21 protein-coding genes are annotated in these 19,129 nt (G+C 41.7%); 5 read left to right on the top strand and 16 right to left on the bottom strand.

Going from position 1 to position 19,129, the window contains the following annotated elements:
- Window positions 1-550: 550 nt before the first annotated feature.
- Window positions 551-3,154: an ExeM/NucH family extracellular endonuclease gene (locus tag AC2IOM_RS13130; protein WP_486358614.1), complete on the top strand. Its 2,604-nt coding sequence runs from the start codon at window positions 551-553 to the stop codon at window positions 3,152-3,154.
- A 90-nt stretch (window positions 3,155-3,244) separates the two neighbouring features.
- The gene (locus tag AC2IOM_RS13125; protein ID WP_486358613.1) at window positions 3,245-4,201 is read left to right on the top strand and encodes a phosphotransferase; all 957 of its coding nucleotides are present in this window, start codon (window positions 3,245-3,247) and stop codon (window positions 4,199-4,201) included.
- A 29-nt stretch (window positions 4,202-4,230) separates the two neighbouring features.
- Here AC2IOM_RS13125 and AC2IOM_RS13120 read toward each other — a convergent pair whose 3' ends face one another.
- The 7 genes from AC2IOM_RS13120 to AC2IOM_RS13090 all read right to left on the bottom strand — a co-directional run bounded on the left by AC2IOM_RS13120 (window position 4,231) and on the right by AC2IOM_RS13090 (window position 8,695).
- Entirely contained in the window at window positions 4,231-5,097 is an 867-nt protein-coding gene (locus AC2IOM_RS13120) for an amidohydrolase family protein (RefSeq protein WP_486358612.1), read from the bottom strand.
- The gene (locus AC2IOM_RS13115) at window positions 5,078-5,803 is read right to left on the bottom strand and encodes an SDR family NAD(P)-dependent oxidoreductase (protein ID WP_486358611.1); all 726 of its coding nucleotides are present in this window, start codon (window positions 5,801-5,803) and stop codon (window positions 5,078-5,080) included. Before AC2IOM_RS13115 ends, AC2IOM_RS13120 begins: the two co-directional genes overlap by 20 nt.
- Before the next feature lie 3 nt (window positions 5,804-5,806).
- Entirely contained in the window at window positions 5,807-6,286 is a 480-nt protein-coding gene (locus AC2IOM_RS13110) for an FKBP-type peptidyl-prolyl cis-trans isomerase (protein ID WP_010560427.1), read from the bottom strand.
- A gap of 60 nt (window positions 6,287-6,346) precedes the next feature.
- A complete protein-coding gene (locus tag AC2IOM_RS13105; RefSeq protein ID WP_486358610.1) occupies window positions 6,347-7,702 on the bottom strand; it encodes a LysM peptidoglycan-binding domain-containing protein in 1,356 nt (451 codons plus the stop codon).
- A gap of 95 nt (window positions 7,703-7,797) precedes the next feature.
- Window positions 7,798-8,112, bottom strand: a complete 315-nt coding sequence (locus AC2IOM_RS13100; protein WP_100913123.1) for a hypothetical protein — start codon at window positions 8,110-8,112, stop codon at window positions 7,798-7,800.
- Between the two features lie 79 nt (window positions 8,113-8,191).
- On the bottom strand, window positions 8,192-8,467 hold the full coding sequence (locus AC2IOM_RS13095; protein WP_010560424.1) for a cell division protein ZapA: 276 nt from the start codon (window positions 8,465-8,467) through the stop codon (window positions 8,192-8,194).
- A 3-nt stretch (window positions 8,468-8,470) separates the two neighbouring features.
- Window positions 8,471-8,695: a DUF904 domain-containing protein gene (locus tag AC2IOM_RS13090; RefSeq protein WP_486358609.1), complete on the bottom strand. Its 225-nt coding sequence runs from the start codon at window positions 8,693-8,695 to the stop codon at window positions 8,471-8,473.
- Window positions 8,696-8,876: 181 nt separating this feature from the next.
- On the opposite strand from AC2IOM_RS13090, the gene AC2IOM_RS13085 reads away from it, so the two are divergent.
- Window positions 8,877-9,725: a 23S rRNA (adenine(2030)-N(6))-methyltransferase RlmJ gene (locus AC2IOM_RS13085; RefSeq protein WP_486358608.1), complete on the top strand. Its 849-nt coding sequence runs from the start codon at window positions 8,877-8,879 to the stop codon at window positions 9,723-9,725.
- A gap of 48 nt (window positions 9,726-9,773) precedes the next feature.
- On the opposite strand, the gene AC2IOM_RS13080 is transcribed toward AC2IOM_RS13085, so the two are convergent.
- Window positions 9,774-10,565, bottom strand: coding sequence for an META domain-containing protein (locus AC2IOM_RS13080; RefSeq protein ID WP_486358607.1), 792 nt, complete (start codon window positions 10,563-10,565; stop codon window positions 9,774-9,776).
- A 156-nt stretch (window positions 10,566-10,721) separates the two neighbouring features.
- Window positions 10,722-11,252, bottom strand: a complete 531-nt coding sequence (locus AC2IOM_RS13075; RefSeq protein ID WP_486358606.1) for a TetR/AcrR family transcriptional regulator — start codon at window positions 11,250-11,252, stop codon at window positions 10,722-10,724.
- A 121-nt stretch (window positions 11,253-11,373) separates the two neighbouring features.
- Between AC2IOM_RS13075 and AC2IOM_RS13070 the strand changes: the two genes are divergently transcribed.
- Together AC2IOM_RS13070 and AC2IOM_RS13065 are read left to right on the top strand one after the other, a co-directional pair.
- The gene (locus tag AC2IOM_RS13070; protein WP_486358605.1) at window positions 11,374-11,571 is read left to right on the top strand and encodes a hypothetical protein; all 198 of its coding nucleotides are present in this window, start codon (window positions 11,374-11,376) and stop codon (window positions 11,569-11,571) included.
- Window positions 11,537-12,058: a DUF2867 domain-containing protein gene (locus AC2IOM_RS13065; protein ID WP_486358604.1), complete on the top strand. Its 522-nt coding sequence runs from the start codon at window positions 11,537-11,539 to the stop codon at window positions 12,056-12,058. Before AC2IOM_RS13070 ends, AC2IOM_RS13065 begins: the two co-directional genes overlap by 35 nt.
- Before the next feature lie 67 nt (window positions 12,059-12,125).
- Here the strand turns inward: AC2IOM_RS13065 and lipA are convergent, their stop codons facing one another.
- The 7 genes from lipA to mrdA form a co-directional block, all read right to left on the bottom strand.
- Complete coding sequence (lipA, locus tag AC2IOM_RS13060) at window positions 12,126-13,091, bottom strand: lipoyl synthase (RefSeq protein WP_054978448.1); 966 nt, start codon at window positions 13,089-13,091, stop codon at window positions 12,126-12,128.
- A 3-nt stretch (window positions 13,092-13,094) separates the two neighbouring features.
- Window positions 13,095-13,739, bottom strand: coding sequence for a lipoyl(octanoyl) transferase LipB (lipB, locus tag AC2IOM_RS13055; RefSeq protein WP_486359566.1), 645 nt, complete (start codon window positions 13,737-13,739; stop codon window positions 13,095-13,097).
- Between the two features lie 5 nt (window positions 13,740-13,744).
- Window positions 13,745-14,023 (bottom strand): DUF493 family protein YbeD, encoded by a 279-nt coding sequence (gene ybeD, locus AC2IOM_RS13050; RefSeq protein WP_010560415.1) that lies wholly within the window; start codon window positions 14,021-14,023, stop codon window positions 13,745-13,747.
- A 169-nt stretch (window positions 14,024-14,192) separates the two neighbouring features.
- On the bottom strand, window positions 14,193-15,344 hold the full coding sequence (locus tag AC2IOM_RS13045; protein ID WP_054978450.1) for a serine hydrolase: 1,152 nt from the start codon (window positions 15,342-15,344) through the stop codon (window positions 14,193-14,195).
- Between the two features lie 59 nt (window positions 15,345-15,403).
- Complete coding sequence (locus tag AC2IOM_RS13040) at window positions 15,404-16,147, bottom strand: septal ring lytic transglycosylase RlpA family protein (protein ID WP_486358603.1); 744 nt, start codon at window positions 16,145-16,147, stop codon at window positions 15,404-15,406.
- Between the two features lie 4 nt (window positions 16,148-16,151).
- The gene (rodA, locus tag AC2IOM_RS13035) at window positions 16,152-17,255 is read right to left on the bottom strand and encodes a rod shape-determining protein RodA (protein WP_486358602.1); all 1,104 of its coding nucleotides are present in this window, start codon (window positions 17,253-17,255) and stop codon (window positions 16,152-16,154) included.
- A complete protein-coding gene (gene mrdA, locus AC2IOM_RS13030) occupies window positions 17,252-19,126 on the bottom strand; it encodes a penicillin-binding protein 2 (RefSeq protein ID WP_138634754.1) in 1,875 nt (624 codons plus the stop codon). The genes rodA and mrdA overlap by 4 nt, the downstream gene beginning before the upstream one ends.
- Between the last annotated feature and the right edge of the window lie 3 nt (window positions 19,127-19,129).

Genomic DNA, 19,129 nt, shown 5'->3' with positions numbered 1-19,129 from the left:
TTATGCTCAGGCGTTTTTTTATGCCTGCAGTTTACCGAAAGGCTTTTTTAGAGCGTGTGCTATCAAGCTCTTAAGAAAATGAGTCACGCTAGTGAGTTTGGTTTTACATAGCGGGCTTTAGTGGTTTAGGTCACAACGATATGTGATTTTATTTTGCGAAAAGGTAAAAGGCGTTTTTGGTTTATTTAGCTTGTTTATACAAAAGGTGCGGTGCAAAGTCTGCTTCTTGTTATTAATCTCTTGCGAACTAAATACAATAAAACGGCTAATAGTGTCGCCGTGAATTTTTCATTGGTAGCAGCAAGGTCATATGTCCGAATGGAATTAAAAATAAGTAACACTAATTCCATTTGGGAATTGATATTCTTTTCTTATTCCTAAAAATAGCTAAAACACCGGACATTCGTCCTTTCCTTTTCAAATGTTTCAAAAATGTTAAATTAATCGTAAATCACTGTAAATAAACACTATTTTGTAATTGATTTGTCACTTTATATGCCTAGCATACGATGTTCCTTAGTCGGGTAAAACAAAATCGGGAACAATACTAATGTTAAAGAAAACACTTTTGGCAAGCGCAATTGCCTTGGCAACAGCCAGTGCCAATGCGAATGTGATCATTTCGGAATACGTTGAAGGCGGTAGCTACAATAAAGCGGTTGAAGTTTATAATGCAGGCGATACCGCAGTTGATTTATCAACTTACGCACTAAATTTTTATTTCAATGGTAAGACGGAAATTGGCCGTACGATTACGCTTGCTGGTGAGCTTGCACCTAACACTACTTATGTTGTTGCACACTCACGTGCAGCGGAAGCGTTAAAAGCAAAAGCGCAGCTTGATACTGATGGCAGTTGGTTTAACGGTGATGACGCGGTTACATTAACTAACAGCGACACTGTGGTTGATAGCTTAGGCCAAATTGGTGTCGATCCAGGCTCAGCTTGGGTAAGCGGCGATGTACGCACTCAAGACCGTTCGTTAGTTAGATTAGAATCTGTGAAATCTGGCCGTACAGATGCATTTGCAGCGTTTGATGGCGAACTTGAATGGATGGCATTGCCAAAAGATGATTTTTCAAATGTGGGTAGCCACAACCAGCAAACAGAAGAGCCGGACCCAGTTGAATGCGGTGGTGATGCAACTCTTATTAGTTCTATTCAAGGGAATGGTGATGCGAGCTCGCTTGTAGGCGAAACAGTTGAAGTGCAAGCAGTTGTTACTGTAAGCCTGCAAGGTGACGATCAGTTAAAAGGCTTTTTCTTACAAGAAGAGTCATTTGACCAAGATAGTGACTTAACCACATCAGAAGGTATTTTTGTTTATTACAACAAAACTGAAGTAGCACAAGGTGATGTTGTAAAACTACGTGCAAAAGTAGAAGAAAAATATGGGCAAACTCAACTTGCTTATGTTGGTGATCTTAAAGTGTGTGGTACAGAAAGTTACAGCGCCACAGAAATAACACTACCAGCTGAAGGTGGCTTAGAAGCGTATGAAGGTATGCTTGTAAGTGTATCTAATGAACTAGTTGTAAATGACACTTATGGTCTTTCACGCTATGGCGAGTTAAAACTTGGCACAGAACGTTTATTTCAAAGCACACAAGTTGCACTGCCTGGTGATGCTGCAAATGCAGTAGAGGCTGAAAACAAGCTTAAATCTATTACATTAGATGATGGTTCAAGCGCGCAAAACCCTGAGGTGATCCCATACCCAACGCCAGAACTTGATGCATACAATACATTGCGTTTAGGCGATAAAGTAAATGGCCTTACTGGTGTGCTTGGCTATGGCTATAGCCAGTACCGTATTCACCCAACAACAACACCAAACTTTATCCCTGAAAATGAGCGTAGCGAAGCGCCAGACGCTGTTGAAAACAGTAATTTACGAATTGCGAGCTTTAACGTACTTAATTACTTCAATGGTGACGGCCAAGGCGGTGGTTTCCCAACGCCTCGTGGTGCAGACACTGCAGAAGAATTTGAACGTCAAAAAGCAAAAACAGTGAGCGCAATCTTAGCACTAAATGCAGATGTGATTGGTTTACTTGAAATGGAAAACGATGGTTTTTCTGATTTAAGTGCAATTGCTGATTTAGTTGCGTCTTTAAATGCCGCTCAAGCAAATGATACCTATGCTTTTGTTAATTTAAACACGGAACAGGTCGGTGGCGACGCAATTATGTCGGCGATTATTTATCGTAGTAATAAAGTGGCAGAAATAGGCACAGCTGCGTTCACTGAAGCAGTTCCGTTTGATTACGGAAACCGTCCACCAGTAATGCAAACCTTTACTGATAAGCTAACCAAAGAGAACTTCTCTGTAGTGGTTACTCACTTACGTTCAAAGGGTAGCTGTAGTAAAGCGGAAGGTTTAGATGCAGACCAAAAAGATGGTCAAGGTTGTTGGAACCAAACTCGCGTTAACGCAGTTAATAAACTGAATGAGTGGTTAGCGACTAACCCAACTACTGTAGCTGATGAAGATATGGTAATTCTTGGCGATATGAACGCGTATGGTGAAGAGGACCCAATCTATGCATTTGTTAACAATGGTTTTGTAAACATTAAAAAGCAACGCTTTGGTCATACACGTGATTACTCGTATGTATATCAAGGTCGCATTGGTAGTTTAGATCACGCATTTGCATCAAGCAGCATGTATGACAAAGTAGTTGGTATTCAAGATTGGCATATTAATGCTGACGAGCCAGTTTCACTTGACTACAACATGGAATACAAATCAGATAAGCACCTAGCAAGTTTATATGCTGATCACGCTTATCGTGCATCTGATCACGACCCAATCGTAATTGACTTTGATACACGCCCAGCGCCAACAGTTATTGAAGGTACATTTGAAAACCTATCTGGTTGGTTCTGGTGGGATCACCGTACTATTGAACTGCCAGCGGGTTTTGATACGTTAGAAGTGTCAATTGAAGGCGATGGTGAAGCAGATTTATATGTGCGCCACGGTAAACAGCCTAACTTCTTTAAATATGATTGTCGTCCATATTTATGGGGCAGCAACGAAACATGTACGCTAGACAAACCTGAAGAGGGTAAGTGGTATTTCCGTCTGCGTGGTATTTTACCGTATGCAAATGTGACACTGCGCTACAAAGCAACTAAGCAAAATTTCTAATTGTTACTCGTTGAACAAAAGAGCGGCATTTGCTGCTCTTTTTTTTGCAATATGGTAGCGTGTACGCGATTTGATAATATCGGTTCCACTATGCTAAATGACACCATTCAACTGCAAATATGCCAAACTCTTGGCAAGTCAAATATTCGCCAAGTAGATACCTTCAAAACAGTTTGGAGTGGCTTTGGTGCACTGCATCGTATTTCGTTTGCACAAAATGATGAATCAGTGGTAGTAAAATCCATTTGCAAACCAACTGAAATACACCACCCGAAGGGCTGGAATAGTGACTTTGCATCTGCTCGAAAGCTAAGTTCTTATCGCAATGAACAATATTTTTATCGCCACTACAGCAACAAACTAGATGTTGTTACGCCACAATTTTTAGGGTTACTGGAAGCTGATAATACACAGTATTTACTGCTTAGTGATTTAGCATCTGCGGGGTTTGAAGCCATAGCCGAAGATGATATCTCAGCGGTTAAAGAAATTCTTGATTGGTTGGCGTGTTTTCATGCGCAAAATCTTAATGTCAGTGACAACAAGCTATGGCAGCAAGGCGGTTATTGGCATCTTGCGACGCGTCCGGATGAGTTAAATGCAATGTCGCACACAGCGTTAAAAGCGGCAGCGCCAGAGTTAGATCATCAATTGCGGAGCTGTCCGTATCAAACACTTATTCATGGCGATGCTAAAATTGCTAACTTTATGATGTCGCAAAATACCGTTGCAGGGTATGACTTTCAGTATGTTGGTAAAGGCATTGGTATACAAGACGTAATGCTGTTACTCAGTAGTGCATTTACCAGTGAGCAATTATATGCTGTTGAGCATGAGTTACTGAATTATTATCAAACGGCGTTTTTAAAGTATTGTGATGTGTTTGCTAAGTCGGGCGGTACGCAAATTTTATCGTGCTGGTTAGCACTTTATAGCGTTGCGTGGGCGGACTTTGTGCGCTTTTTAGAGGGCTGGTCACCAAAACATTGGAAATTACATGAATATGCGTGGCATAACGCTAATAAGGCTTTAGCAAATATCTCGTAATAATTAACCTGAGAGCTGGCGAGCTATCGCTATTTCTGTATCTGATAAATTCGCTTCGCATTAGCAAAACTGAGCTTTTGCCACAGTGCTGTATCAGGGCACAGGTCGTAATATTGTTGCCAAAGCGAGGCATAACTTGATGTCATTAAACAAATTGGAAAGTTACTGGCAAACATAACGCGGTTTTCGCCAAAATGTGTAACTAGTGTGGTCAACACCGTTTTTCTGAATGGATCGTTTAATGGCAAGTCTATCATTTCAAACCCAGAATACTTTATCGCGATATTATCAAAGCGTGCCAGTTTTTTGATTGCTGTGTGCCAATCATCAAACGATTCAGCTGTAACCAGACCTGCGTGATTTAACACAATATTTAAAGTGGGGCATGCTTTTGCTAAATCACATAAGCGCTTTGTGATAGGGTGTTGGTGAAGTTCAAACTGCGCCTCAAAGATTAACTGATGGCTTTCAAGCAGCGCAAAATTGCTTACGACTTCTGGCTTTAATAATCGCTCGGCATCCGCACCTTCACTAATATCTCGAATGCCAACAAAAGTAGCATAGCGTGAAAAGTCCTGAATTTGCTCTTTAAAAGTATGTGGGTCTTGGTCAATTTGCGCATAACTTATCGCACAATGCGCGCGTTTGTATTTTTGTTCTAAAAAGGCGATTTCGGCCGCGGGGTGAGTATTATTAAAACCCGCTTCAATATGCGCATAGCTGTCAAGCTGAAAATGTACCGGTAGTTTTAAATCGGCTGGTGTGAAATTGCGTTGAATTAAACTAATTTTTGGCCAAGGGGGCAGTGCATTTTTGAGCCAAAAATAATCACCTTCATCTAAATCAAAAAGATGAAGGTGAGGGTCGAATATAGCGTTATTGCGCTGTGTATCCACCGTCAATAACCTGCAAGCTACCGGTGATAAATGTCGCTTTATCACTTACCAAAAAGCCAATGTAATCTGCTACCTCATTCGCCTGACCTAAACGGTTAAGCGGTTGTAGTGCTTCTTCTTCAGCGTGTACTTCGGCCTTGTTAGCGCCGCTTTTTTCACAGTAACTATCGATAGCTGCATGATAAAGCGGTGTTTCAATGGTACCTGGACAAACAGCGTTGGCACGAATGTTATATTCGGCATAGTCTAACGCGGTGGTACGTGCCATTGAGGCAAGTGCCGCTTTAGATAAGTTATATGCGAAGGAGTTTCGCTTACCAATAAGCGCTTGATCAGACGCTACTAGCACAATTGCGCCGCCGTTTTGTTTCATAAAAGGTAGCGCATGCTTAATTAGGCTAAACGCGCCTTTCACATTCAACGAAAATAGCTCGTCTAGCATCTGTTCAGATGTGTTTTCGATGTTAGCTGAAAGGTGGCGACCTGCATTAGATACAACCACATCAATTGATTGATGTTGTTGCCCTAAATTTGCAATCACGTTGGCAACCGCATCAACATTGCTCACATCGCAGTCGATAAAATGCCCGACTTCTGAATGGCTAATATCCAGGTTGTATACGGTATAACCATCGTCAATTAATCGCGAAACGGTAGCAAGGCCAATGCCTTTACTACCGCCAGTAACTACTGCTACCTTACTCATAATTTAGTGGCCGCAACCGCCAGCGCCATGCACATGGCCGTGCGATAACTCTTCGCTTGTTGCTTCGCGTACTGATACAACTTCGATATTAAAGGTTAAATCTTTACCGGCAAATGGGTGGTTTAAATCACAATCAGCGTTAAAGCGACCAACTTTAATGATTGTCACTTGGCGTTGACCTTGATCGGTATGCACAACGGCAGTCATGCCTGGCTTCCATACTTTAGCACCTTGTAAGTGCTTTAAAGGAATACGCTGAACTGCATTATCGTGGCGTGGGCCGTACGCGTCTTTAGCTTCAAGCTCAACGCTAAATTTCTCATCAGCTGCTTTGCCATCAAGCGCATTTTCTAAACCTGGTAACATGCCTTCATGGCCATGAAGGTAAGCTAGTGGAGAGCCATCTTTGCTTGATTCTAACTGAGTGTCACCTTCAAAAACGGTGTAATGAAATTCAACAACGGCGTCTTTTGCGATTTGCATAATAATCCTAAATTTAACAATTTTTCGCAGTATATATGAATTCAGATTAAGACGCGAAAATCAATTGTTTAATGTCGCAGTTTGGCTAATTGAAAAGTAGGGCAGTTGCTCGGTGATATCGCCAGATGTAAGGATGTTTTGCGGCGCCGCTTTAGCTTGCGTAATAACAATTTTTAATTCTTGCCCTGGTTTTATAATGCCTTTTCGCGGCAATGCATTCCAATCGCGCAGTTGCTTGATGGTAACATCAAACAAAGTGGCAATGTGCCAAAGGGAATCGCTCGGTTTAACCTGGTAAGATACTTCTAATCTTTCGATTTCCGGTTTTGCCCGTTTGATGTAGCGGCTAATGGCATATTCACGCACTAAACTCGGCATGCTTTTACTGCTGGCGGGTAAGATTAAACGCTGCCCGATATACAATACATCTGTAGTTAAACGATTAAGCGCTTTTAACTTTGAAATTGATGTGTTCGTGAGGTTTGCTAGGCGGTATAAAGAGTCCCCTTTTTTAACTGTGTATCCTTTATCTTTACCATAGCGGCTAAACAACAATACTTGTTCTAGTGTGATGCCGAGCTTTTTTGGTAGCAGTAAGTGAAAGGGGCCATTTGGTGCACTTTTGTCGGCGATATAGGCGCGATTTAGTTTTAATATTTCCGCGCTTGGCACTTGGAGTAGTTCTGCAATTACAATAATGGAAAAGGGCTGCTCTACATCGATGATACGAGTAGGGGATGTGCTTTCCACAGGTGGAAAAAACGACGGATTGTTCGCAATCAGTTTATTAACCGCTAATAATTTAGGTACATAATCTTTGGTTTCTTGCGGTAATGGCAAATGCCAAAAATCTACTGGTTTAGCGTTATGTTTATTTATACGTATCGCCTCTTTTACTTTACCCTCACCGCAGTTATAGGCCGCGATTGCTAACAACCAGTTTTTGTTAAAAGTCACGTATAGTTCGTTCAAATAACTTAGCGCAGCATGGGTTGAAAGCGCTAAGTCAAAGCGGCCATCGTAATATCCGTTAATTGGCACATTATAATGCCGTGCAATCAGTGGCATAAGCTGCCAAATTCCCGCCGCGCCTTTTTGTGATTTAGTCATACGAAAATCACTTTCAACAATGGGCAGTAGGGCTAATTCTATCGGCATATTACGTTTTTTAAGCTCTGCAACTATGTAGGGTAAGTATGGCTTTGCACGCAATGAAATATTGCTGGCATAAAACGATTGTTGCGAATACCAGTGTAATTTATCGTCTATTCGTGGGTGTGAGAGGTTTGCTAGCTGTCTATTTTCAGCAATAAGTTGCCAAATATTCGATTTGTCGCTCACGGCAGATACAGTTGGTGCTACTAATGCAAGTAACAGCGATAGCAATAGACCTTTTAACTCGGGTGAGCGATACATAACCAGCATGCCTTTTCAGGAAAACTTGGTTTAAGTGTAGACAAGAAAAAAGTATCAGAAATGACAAAAAAGCAAAAAATTGATAACTGTAAGATTTAAAAGAAGTTAAAAAAACTTGTTACAGAATAAGGGCTTGTCGCAAAAATAAAGGGTAAGGCTATAAAAATCAAGGCCATAATTAAATAGCTTGATGCACGCATTGCGCTGATTTTTTTGAGCTGTAAAAGCGAAATGCCACTCACAATACCACCTGCTACCAAACAGCTTCCCCACAATTGAACTTGTAACACAGTTACCGAGTTTTGCGTATTTAAAAGCTGGCAAATAACCACTGCATCTACAATTAAAATGACAAAAAATACTAAACTAATAACGAGTAGTTTGATGCCAAATAGTTGAGATTTTTGCATGGCCAACGGTTTTTAGCGGTTAAAGGTGTGACATTAATATCGCAATAGTAAAATAATTTCCAGAACAATCTGAGATATATTATTCGACTGCTGACAACAACTTAACAATCAGTTGGTTCATTTGCTTGGTATGTTGCGCGTCAGCACTGAGTAATTGGTGACAAAGATTCAAAGCGACCATCAGCAATACTTTATCATCGCTTTTGGTGTGTGCACGCTGTTTAAATTCGTTTAACTCATCGTTTAAACGGTTGGCTGCAGCAAGCAGCTCATCTTCTTTGCCTTTTGGGCAAGCAATCATATGTTGCTTGCCAAGTAAGGTTATTGCGAGGCCCTGATTATCACCTTGCGCCATAAATTAACTTGCCGCTTGCGAAAGCTTAGTAACAAGTTCGTTTAAAGACGCTGCTTGTGAGCTGCTTGATTCTTCAAGCTCCATTAATTCAAGCTGCGATGTTTCAAGCTCGTCTTTTGCTTTGGCTAACGCAGCTTCAAGCGCTTGCTTTTCTTCTTTTAGGGTTTGGTTTTGGGAGATTAATTGGTCAACTAACGAATGTAGCGTAGAGTATAAATTGTCGCTCATAATGGCACGCCTTAAATAATAATGAATAAATGTGACAGTAATATGTAAATATGGGTATTGGATGGCGATAGCAAGGCTAAGTTCAAGGAAATTTAGCTAAAATCGTTTAACTGCGCAAAATCTACCCGTAAAACATGTGTAAAAGAGTTATAATGCAGCAAATTTACGTTTAGGGCTGTATATGCTTAGCTATCGTCACTCTTTTCATGCAGGTAACCCTGCTGATGTTATTAAACATTTAGTATTAATTGAAACGCTTACTTATCTTACGCAAAAAGATAAGCCACTTGAATACATTGATACCCACTCAGGTGTTGGCATTTATCGTTTAGCCAATGCAGACGCCCAAAAAACGCAAGAGTATTTAGATGGTATTGCTAAGTTATGGCAATACAAAGGTGACAACCAAGCAATTGCAAATTATGTTGAGCGTGTAAAACAGTTTAATAAAGGGGAACTTGAGTTCTATCCCGGTTCGCCACTTGTTGCTGACAGCTTGTTACGTGATAGCGACAAACGCTGGTTATTCGAATTGCACCCGCAAGATAGCGAAAGCTTAAAAAACAATATGGCTGAGCTTAGCACGCGTCGCAAGCAAACCTATGTTCGTAAAGAAAACGGATTTGCAGGACTATTAGGTTTACTACCACCGCAAGCAAAACGTGGTTGCGCATTAATAGACCCTCCTTACGAAATAAAGTCGGATTACGAGCAAGTTGTTAAAACCGTTAAAAAAGCCAACGCGAGATTTAACAGTGGCACGATTATGATTTGGTATCCTGTAGTAACACGCGAGCGCATTGAAAAAATGGAGCAGGGGCTTATTGCATCGGGTATTCGCAATATTCAGTTATTTGAGCTTGCGACGAGCGCAGATAGTGATGAATTAGGTATGACGGCCTCAGGCATGATTGTGATAAACCCACCATGGACATTGAAAAAAACCATGGACGCATGTTTACCAGAACTTGTTGCCTTGTTATCGGATGACGGTGGTTTTTACCGTAGCGAACAACTCGTTGAAGAATAAAAAAAAGCCGCAAAATGCGGCTTTTTTTATGCATTAAGCAAGGTTTAGTTAGTTAAAATATACGGCACTAAACTGAGCAATTTTTTCTTTTTTCTCGTTAAATAAGGTTAATGACTCACCCTTTATTTTGTATTCAAACGTATCTTGCAATACTTGATGCATTGCACTTTCAAGGGTTTTCGCCGTACCTTGGCACATCATCATGGTACTGGCCATGCCTTTAAAGCGCAGGCCAAACTCTTTTGCTAAATAGCCACCCATAAAGTTATTGCAGCCAGCAAATCCACGCGCGTTACCATCGGCTTTTAACTGCACAAAGACTTCTCGTGCACCTTCAGGTGTATTCACTTGAGCATCTTGTAACATGGTGGCTTTCCAATAAGTATTTGTCAGCGGCACATCTGGTTTGATTGTTGGGGCGATTTTAGTCACTTTTAGTCGTAGCGGATCGCTGTTATTTACAAACGGGTTATTTGATTGTGTCGTGGTATACAATAACTTGCCGTCTTTACGGATCTGTGCGCGCACGTTGTAGCGCATGTTGTCTTTAATGAGTGCTTCATCATAAGTTAGTGCAACGCGATAAGGTGGCGCAGTATCGAGCGTGGTTAATTTACTACTGATCACGGTCGCGGCAACGTCCATTTTTGATACGTCTTCAAGCGTTACTGTTAACTCGGCATTAGGCGGCAACATGCTGCGGTCTAAATAAAATACTTCAGTATTTAAGGTGCGCATTGTTGATTGCTGTACTTCAGGGGCAGATTGACACGCGGTTAATGTAATTGTGCTGGTGGCAATAAGTGAACATAAAAACAAAGGTTTAGCAAAGCGATTCATAGTAGTTCCTTTATCTTGTTTAACGAAATTAAGTGGACTTACACAAGTGCGTGTTGAGCTTTGCTCTTTGCAAGTTCAACACCGCGTATTTTAAAGCGTTATTATTAACTTATGCTTAATGCTACCTAGCTTAATTTATTTTAGTTGACCTGAATGTTAGTTCGGTACATTGAGCAAACTCAGCTTATTTTCAAGTTGTGCAACTAATTCATTTTCATTTATTTCAGGGTGATTTAGCCCGTATAGCAAGGTCATAAAATAAAGATCAATGATCACATCAGCATGATGTGCATTTGCGCTGTTATCGTGTATTAGCTGGTGTTTAAATCGTGCTAACTGAGGGGTAAGTTCACTGTGTTGCCACATGATCGTGCCAAGTAACTCTCGACTAAACTCACGCTGAGATAAGTAAAACGGGTAGAGCGCTTTAGCATAGTGCGACATGCGTTCAATTGCAGTATGGCTTTTATCTTTTTTGCTGGCGTTTAACAGCACTTCATCTAATTGGTCTGAAAATCCCGCTTTTAATATGTCTATTTTACTTTTGAAATGACTAAATACTGTGCCGTTGGCAACACCAGACGCCATAGCAATATCGCGCGTGCTGGTATTTTGGTATCCATTTTCTTTAAAAAGCAGCCATGCAGTTGTAAGAATAAGTTGTTTTGTTTGTTCTTTTTTTGACACGTTTTCCTCCAGTACATGTGCTATTACACCAGCTTTATAAATTAACGCAATAAAAATTGTGTTGATTTTTGAGCGCGCTCAATAATAAAATGAGCGCGCTCAATTTATTTTAGGAGTGAGTATGGAACATTTAAAACGATTACTTGGCTCGGTTATTTTTCTGCCGTTTATCTTTTGTTATAGCTATGTTGTTGGTCCGCTGCTTATGGCTGTTTTAGTGCCTGGTGGAGTAGTGCTGTTGCTACTTATTTTAGGCCTTAAAGATGGAAAAAAGGCGTTTAAAGATGCGTTTTTACAAAAGCAGCTCGGTAAAAAATAAAGTTACGGCAATTCAATTTCCAAGTGTTATTAGCAAAGGCTGCGGGGCGTGTTACAAAGACGCATTTATGTTTACTGCAAACAAGGCTGACTTAACTGCACAGCAGGTTTATTTTGCTATTTTTGCTGAGTTGCCACAGTGGGTGAAAGGCCTTTTGACACTGCGTAACAAAGTCGTCTCACTGTGTGGCTTTTTGGCAACAGATATTAATATGGGAAGTAGTTTGACCTCGATGAAAACAGGCGAGAGCGCTGGGTTTTTGCGTTATCAATTGGTAAGCGATGAGCAAGTTGTCAGTACCAGTGAGGAGCCCAATATGGCAATTTGGCTAACGGTAAAACGGGTGTCGCAAAGTCAATTTATTGTTGCGACAGAGGTGGAGTTAAGAACGTTAAAAGGGCGAGTGTATATGGCAATCATTAAGCCATTTCATCGATTTATTGCGCCATTTTGCATTCGTTACGCATTAAAAATGAATCGAATATAAAACATAAAAGCCAGCATGTGCTGGCTTTTATTTGTAATCTATTTAAGTAATTTAGCTTACGCTTTCGTTACTTAACCTCTTTACCTGCTGCTTGTAAATCAGCGTGGTAACTAGAGCGTACAAACGGACCACAAGCTGCATGACTGAAGCCAATTTCATCAGCATAGTCTTTTAATGCATCAAATTCGACAGGCGGCACGTAGCGCTTAACTGGTAAATGGTGCTTAGAAGGCTGTAGATACTGACCCACAGTAAGCATATCTACATTGTGTTCACGTAAATCGCGCAACACTTCTTCAATTTCGCTAATTTCTTCGCCTAAGCCAACCATTAAACCTGATTTTGTTTTAACGTTCGGGTGAGCTTCTTTAAAGCGACGCAGTAATTCAAGTGACCATTTGTAGTCAGCACCTGGACGCGCAAGCTTATAAAGGCGCGGCGCCGTTTCTAAGTTGTGGTTAAACACATCAGGTGGCGTTTCGGTTAAAATCTCAAGGGCTTTATCCATACGACCACGGAAGTCAGGTACTAAAATTTCAATCGTAATACCTGGATTGTGTTTGCGAATTTCGCGAATACAGTCGGCAAAGTGCTGTGCACCACCGTCACGTAAGTCATCACGGTCAACAGACGTAATTACAACGTAACTTAGCTTCATATCTTTAATCGTTAAGGCAAGCTTTTCTGGCTCTTGTGCATCAGGCTTCAGCGGTCGACCGTGGGCAACATCACAGAACGGGCAACGACGGGTACAAATTGCACCTAAAATCATAAAGGTTGCTGTGCCGTGGTTAAAACACTCAGACAAGTTTGGACAAGATGCTTCTTCACACACTGAGTGCAAACCATGCTTACGCATTGCGCTTTTAATGCCGTCAATACGCTCACTTGATTTAGGTAAACGGATTTTTAGCCATTCTGGCTTGCGCAGCATTTCTTCTTTTTCAGTTGGCATAACCTTGACGGGGATTAGTGCCATTTTTTCCGCATCACGAAGCTTTACGCCCGGTTGCATTTTTACAGGTTTACTCATTGATTAAAAACCTACTACTTGCTCATATTCAGTGGTACCTAATTTTTTAACTAGGTGCTTTACCAGCCCGCTTGACGCTTCTTCTAGCGTTTGTGGGCCATTAATTTGTTTGGTTTGTAGCATTTCCATTCCGGCATAACCACATGGATTAATGCGTAAAAACGGTTCCATATCCATATCGATATTTAACGCAAGACCGTGAAAAGAACAGCCGCGACGAACGCGAAGACCCAAAGAGGCTATTTTCTTTTCGTCGACATATACGCCCGGTGCATCGGCTTTGGCGTACGCCTTGATACCGAAATCATTTAGGGTATCGATCACCGTTTCTTCAAGCCAGGTAACCAATTCGCGCACACCAATTTTGAGACGACGTAAATTAAACAGTACATACAGTACTTGTTGGCCTGGACCGTGATAAGTTACTTGGCCGCCACGATCAACTTTAACTACCGGGATATCACCGGTCATTAATAAGTGTTCTTCTTTGCCTGCTTGACCTTGGGTAAACACAGGGTTGTGTTCTACCAACCAAATTTCATCAGCGGCATTTTCGTCGCGCGTATCGGTATAGTCCTGCATTGCCTGCCATACCGGCTCGTAATCTTGGCGATTAAGCTGTCGAACGATCAATTTAGGCATACTAATAGACCTTACAGTACGTAACGTACGTCTGCGATTGAGCCAAGCTCAGTATAAATTGTTTCGATATGTTCTTTGCTGGTGACTGTTGCAACTAAACTTACAGACTCATAATTACCTTTGCTGCTAGCTTTGGTTTTTGGTGCGTAGTCGCCAGGCGCTAACTTTTGCATCACAGTTAATACTTGCGAGGTTAAGTCAACATTTGCAAGGCCCATTACTTTAAAAGTAAAAGGACAAGGGAACTCTAAAAACTCGTCAAATTTAGTATTTTTAACCGGATTAACCACATTTCACCTCAGTAATTATAGGGTTATTACGACCATTTAGCTGGCCCTAAGAAAATGCCCGCTAGTCTATCATAAATTCAAAAAAACGCTTATTAATAATGTTTATCTGTCTTTGGCAATTTACAAATAAAAAAAGCGCCAAATGGCGCTTTTTTTATTAATTAACAGATTAGTTGTTAATTTGTAGACGAATGTAATCGTAGATTTTGCTAAAGAAGCTACCTTCGTTAATTTCTTCCAACGTTACTAGTGGATATTGTGCAATATCTTCACCGTCTAGTTGTAAGAACAAAGTACCCACTTTTACACCTTTTTCAATTGGTGCTTCAAGTGTTTGGTCTAGCTCGAAATTCGCTTTTAGGTTTTTCATTTGACCACGAGGAATGGTGATCGGTGTATCTTCTAAAATACCTAGCGATACCGTTTCTTTGTGACCCATCCAAATACGCTGCTCAGCAAAGCTGTCACCGGCTTTATATGGCGTCACTGTTTCGAAAAAGCGGAAACCGTAGTTAAGTAATTTACGGCTTTCTGTTGCACGTGAACGCTCGCTCTTAGTACCCATTACAACTGATACTAGACGCATATTGCCTTTTTTAGCTGAGGTTACAAGGCTGTAGCCAGCTTCACTGGTGTGGCCTGTTTTAATACCATCAACGTTTAGGTTTTCATCCCACAACAGTGAGTTACGGTTATACTGCTTAATGCCGTTATACGTGAACGACTTCTCTGAGTATAGCGAGTACTCAGCTGGTACGTCACGAATGAGTGCAACACCTAAGGTTGCCATATCACGTGGCGTAGTATAGTGCTCTGTAGTATCTAACCCGTGGCTGTTGATAAAGTGCGTATTACTCATACCTAATTTTTGTGCATGGGCATTCATTAAATCAGCAAATGCTGGCTCACTACCTGCAATGTGTTCTGCCATTGCTACACACGCATCATTACCTGATTGAACAATAATGCCGCGGTTTAGGTCTTCTACCGATACTTGTTTACCTACTTCGATAAACATTTTTGATGAGTCAGGGAAGTTTTTTGCCCACGCTCTTTCACTGATGGTAACTTGATCATCAAGTGAAATATTACCGCTTTCTACCTCAAGACCAATCACATAGCTGGTCATCATTTTGGTTAAACTTGCCGGTGCTAGCTTAGTATCAGCTTCACCTTCGGCAATTACTTTACCTGTTGTAAAGTCAACTAAAAAATAGCCCTTGGCATTGATTTGAGGAGGCGCGGGGATGATTTGTGCTTGCAGTGAAAAGCACGACGCTGCTGCAATGGCAGCAATAACTGTTTTTTTAATTCGATTCATTGGCTCTTTGGGTCAATTGTATTAGTTTTGGGTATTTTGCGTTAATTATCCTAAAGCAATCAGTCACTGTAAAGCATGAATGCGTTTTCATGGCTGTTTGCCTTAATTTTATCGAGTAATTCTTTCGCAACTTGCGCATTGTCGATTGGACCAAGGCGTAAGCGATAAATTCCATCTTTTTTCACAATTTTACTGTCTACCTGATGTTCTGCCGTTAACGCTTTAGCAAGCACGCCTAAATGCTCGATACTTTGCGCTGCGGCAATTTGAATATAGGCTTTGTGATGATTAGTTTCCGGAACTAGGGCTTCTATTTTTACTTTTGCGGTACCTTTGCGATGGTAGCCTAGTTTATATGCGGCGGCGTACGATAAATCGATAATACGATCATCGTGAAATGGCCCGCGGTCGTTAACACGTACCACTGCAGTATTACCATTTTCTAAGTTGGTAACACGCACGAAACTGGGTAACGGTAAGGTTTTATGTGCTGCGGTCATGGCGAACATATCGTAAGGCTCACCATTAGATGTGGCATAGCCATGGAATTTTCGCCCATACCAAGAGGCTACTCCCGTTTGGCTGAAGCCTACTTCACTGTGCAATGGCTGATAACGCTTGCCGTGCACTTCATAAGGTCTGCTTGCAGAAATGCTCTTTTTTTCAGATGTTACGGCAACATCTTGCATTTCTTCTGGCAATGGCGCGCGTAGTGGCGCCGCATCATGACGCATACTGTAGCGACCAGACGGCGCACATGCGGTTATAGAAATTAGAATTGTTAAAAGTAGTAGGTGTTTCATTGTGTTATTTCACCAAAATGCGCTTATGGGTTGCAATAGACATAATAATACCGAACCCCGCAAGCAGGGTTACCATGGACGTACCGCCATAGCTGATAAGGGGAAGGGGAACCCCTACTACAGGTAATAATCCTGAAACCATACCAATGTTTACAAAAACATAAACAAAGAAGGTCAGGGTAATACTCGCTGCTAACAATTTGCCGAATGCATCTTGTGCACTGACAGCAATAAATAAACCACGAGCAATAATAAATAAATACAAGCTAAGTAAAACTGTGACACCAATTAAGCCAAATTCTTCGCTAAGTACCGAGAATATAAAATCGGTGTGACGCTCAGGCAAAAATTCTAATTGAGACTGCGTGCCATGCGTCCAACCTTTACCTTCAACACCGCCCGAGCCAATGGCTATTTTTGACTGGATAATATGATATCCCGCACCGAGAGGGTCGCTCTCAGGGTCGAGCATGGTTAGTACGCGAGTCTTTTGATATTCGTGCATGCCATAATGCCAAAAACCATAAATTGCGGCCGGTGCAATGGCTAAAGCACCAAGAATTAGTCGCCAATGAAGGCCAGCAAAAAACAACACAAATAAACCAGAACTGGCAATCAGAATTGATGTGCCTAAATCGGGTTGCTTCATGATTAAACGTGTTGGAATAGCAACAATTAACAAGCCAATTGCTAAATGACGATATTTCGGTGGCAAATGATAACGGCTAATATACCAAGCAACCATTATCGGCATGGCGAGTTTCATAATCTCAGAGGGTTGAAAGCGAATACCCACATTGAGCCAGCGCTGTGCGCCTTTACTTGATACACCAAAAAACATGACGGCAACCAGCAGGGCAACACCAACCACGTAGATGGGCAATGCCCAGCGCCGCATATTTGTGGGTGATACTTGGGCAAGGGCGAACATAACAAATAGGCCAAGTCCAATACGGGTTGCTTGACGAAATACTAAATCAATATTCTGACCGCCGGCACTGTAAACTACCACTAAACTGCCGCTCATTAAGGCTAAAATTGCCACAAGTAATGGCCAGTCTAAGTGTAATCTATCCCAAATCGTTTTATTGTGATTGAGCGCCTTCACGGTTTACCTACCAAAGATTCTGGTTTATTCGAAAAGTAATAGTCCATTAATGTACGCGCAATCGGTGCCCCAACGGTTGCGCCGCCACCGGTATTTTCAACGGCAACAGCTATTACAATCTCAGGCTTTTCATAAGGGGCAAAACCAATATACATTGCGTTATCGCGATGGCGCTCGTCTAGTTTTTCTGCGTTGTAACGCTCACCTTGGGCGATACTTTTTACTTGCGCAGTACCGGTTTTTCCACCTGCCGTGTATTGTGCACCAATAAAGGCTTTATGCGCCGTGCCCGTTTTTTTATGTACTGTGTTGTACATCGCACGTAGTGCAATATCCCAATTTTCGTCATTTTTAAGTTGCACGGGGGGCTTTTCATCACGGGCAATAATTTGTACTTGGTCGCTCAATTTAGTTGCTGACACTAAATGCGGCTGATAACGCAGACCCTTGTTCACCATGATAGTCATGGAGTTGGCTATTTGCATTGGCGTTGCGGTCCAATAGCCCTGACCAATTGAAATATTTGGTGTGTCGCCTGGGTACCAAGGTAACTTGTATGTGACTTCTTTCCATTCACGCGACGGCAAGTTGGCTGTTTTTTCTTCGTGAATGTCAATGCCTGTGCGCTGACCAAAACCAAATTGATACATAAACTCGCTAATTTTATCGATGCCTAAGCGGTAACCCACTTCATAAAAGTAGGTATCGCAACTTTCTTCGATTGCTCGATATACATCGACTTTGCCATGCCCCCAAGGTTTCCAGTCACGCCAACGGTGATCCGCTTTCGGTAATTTAAAAAAACCTGGGTCGTATAATTCGGTTGTTTCAGTAACAACGTCTTCATCAAGGGCCAACATTGCAAGGTGTGGTTTAATTGTTGATGCTGGTGGATAAACCCCTTTGGTTACACGGTTAACAAGAGGTCTATCGGGGTTGAGCAGAGCTTTGTAATCTTTGCTACTAATGCCGTGAACAAATAAATTAGGATCGTAACTTGGGTTTGAATAAAAGGCTAAAATACCGCCGTCACGGGCATCCATTACCACAACCGCACCACGCATGCCATCAAGCGCCGCTTGTGCTATTTGCTGTAAGCCAATATCCAGTGTCAGAATGAGATCTTTGCCAGGTTCCGGAGCGGTGGATTTTAGCGTGCGTAAAATTCGCCCGCGGTTATTTATTTCAACTTCTTCGCTACCGACTGTGCCATGTAATATTTCTTCGTAATATTTTTCGATGCCTAACTTACCGATATCACGAGTTGCCCGATAGTTTACGTCGCGGCCTTCCATCTCAAGCTCAAAGTGCTCGGTTTTATTCATCTTGGCAACATAACCAATGGCATGGGTTAGGGCATCGCCATAAGGGTAATGACGCGCCAAGCGTGCTTCAACGCTAAAGCCTGGGTATTTGTGTTGGTTAACAGAAAACAATGCAACTTGTTCTGGGGTTAGGCGCGACTTTAAAATTTGGCTTTTAAAACGACGTTTGCGTTTACTGTTTTTAAGAAACTCTTGTTGCTGCTCTTGGCTAATATCAAATAGAGCTGAGACTTCGCTTAAACTTTTTTCTAGGTCGTCAGATTCCTCTGGGATTACTTCAAGATTATAAACAGGGCGGTTTTCCGCGAGTAGAACACCGTTACGGTCGTATATCAGGCCACGGTTTGGCGCAATTGGAATGACTTTAATGCGGTTTTCGTTGGAGCGAGTTTGGTAACTTTGGTGTTGATTAACTTGTAAATTAAACACGTTAACAAACAAGATGCCAATAACAATCATGACAAACACAAACGCCACAAACGCGCGGCGGGCGACTAAATTAGCCTCCGCTGAGTGATCCCTGATAGTAGCGCGTTGTTTTAGCATCTA

The sequence above is a fragment of the Pseudoalteromonas sp. NS-SX12 genome, from assembly GCF_057367955.1.
Note: the sequence above shows the minus strand (reverse complement) of the source record. Positions and strands in the feature narration are given on the sequence as shown.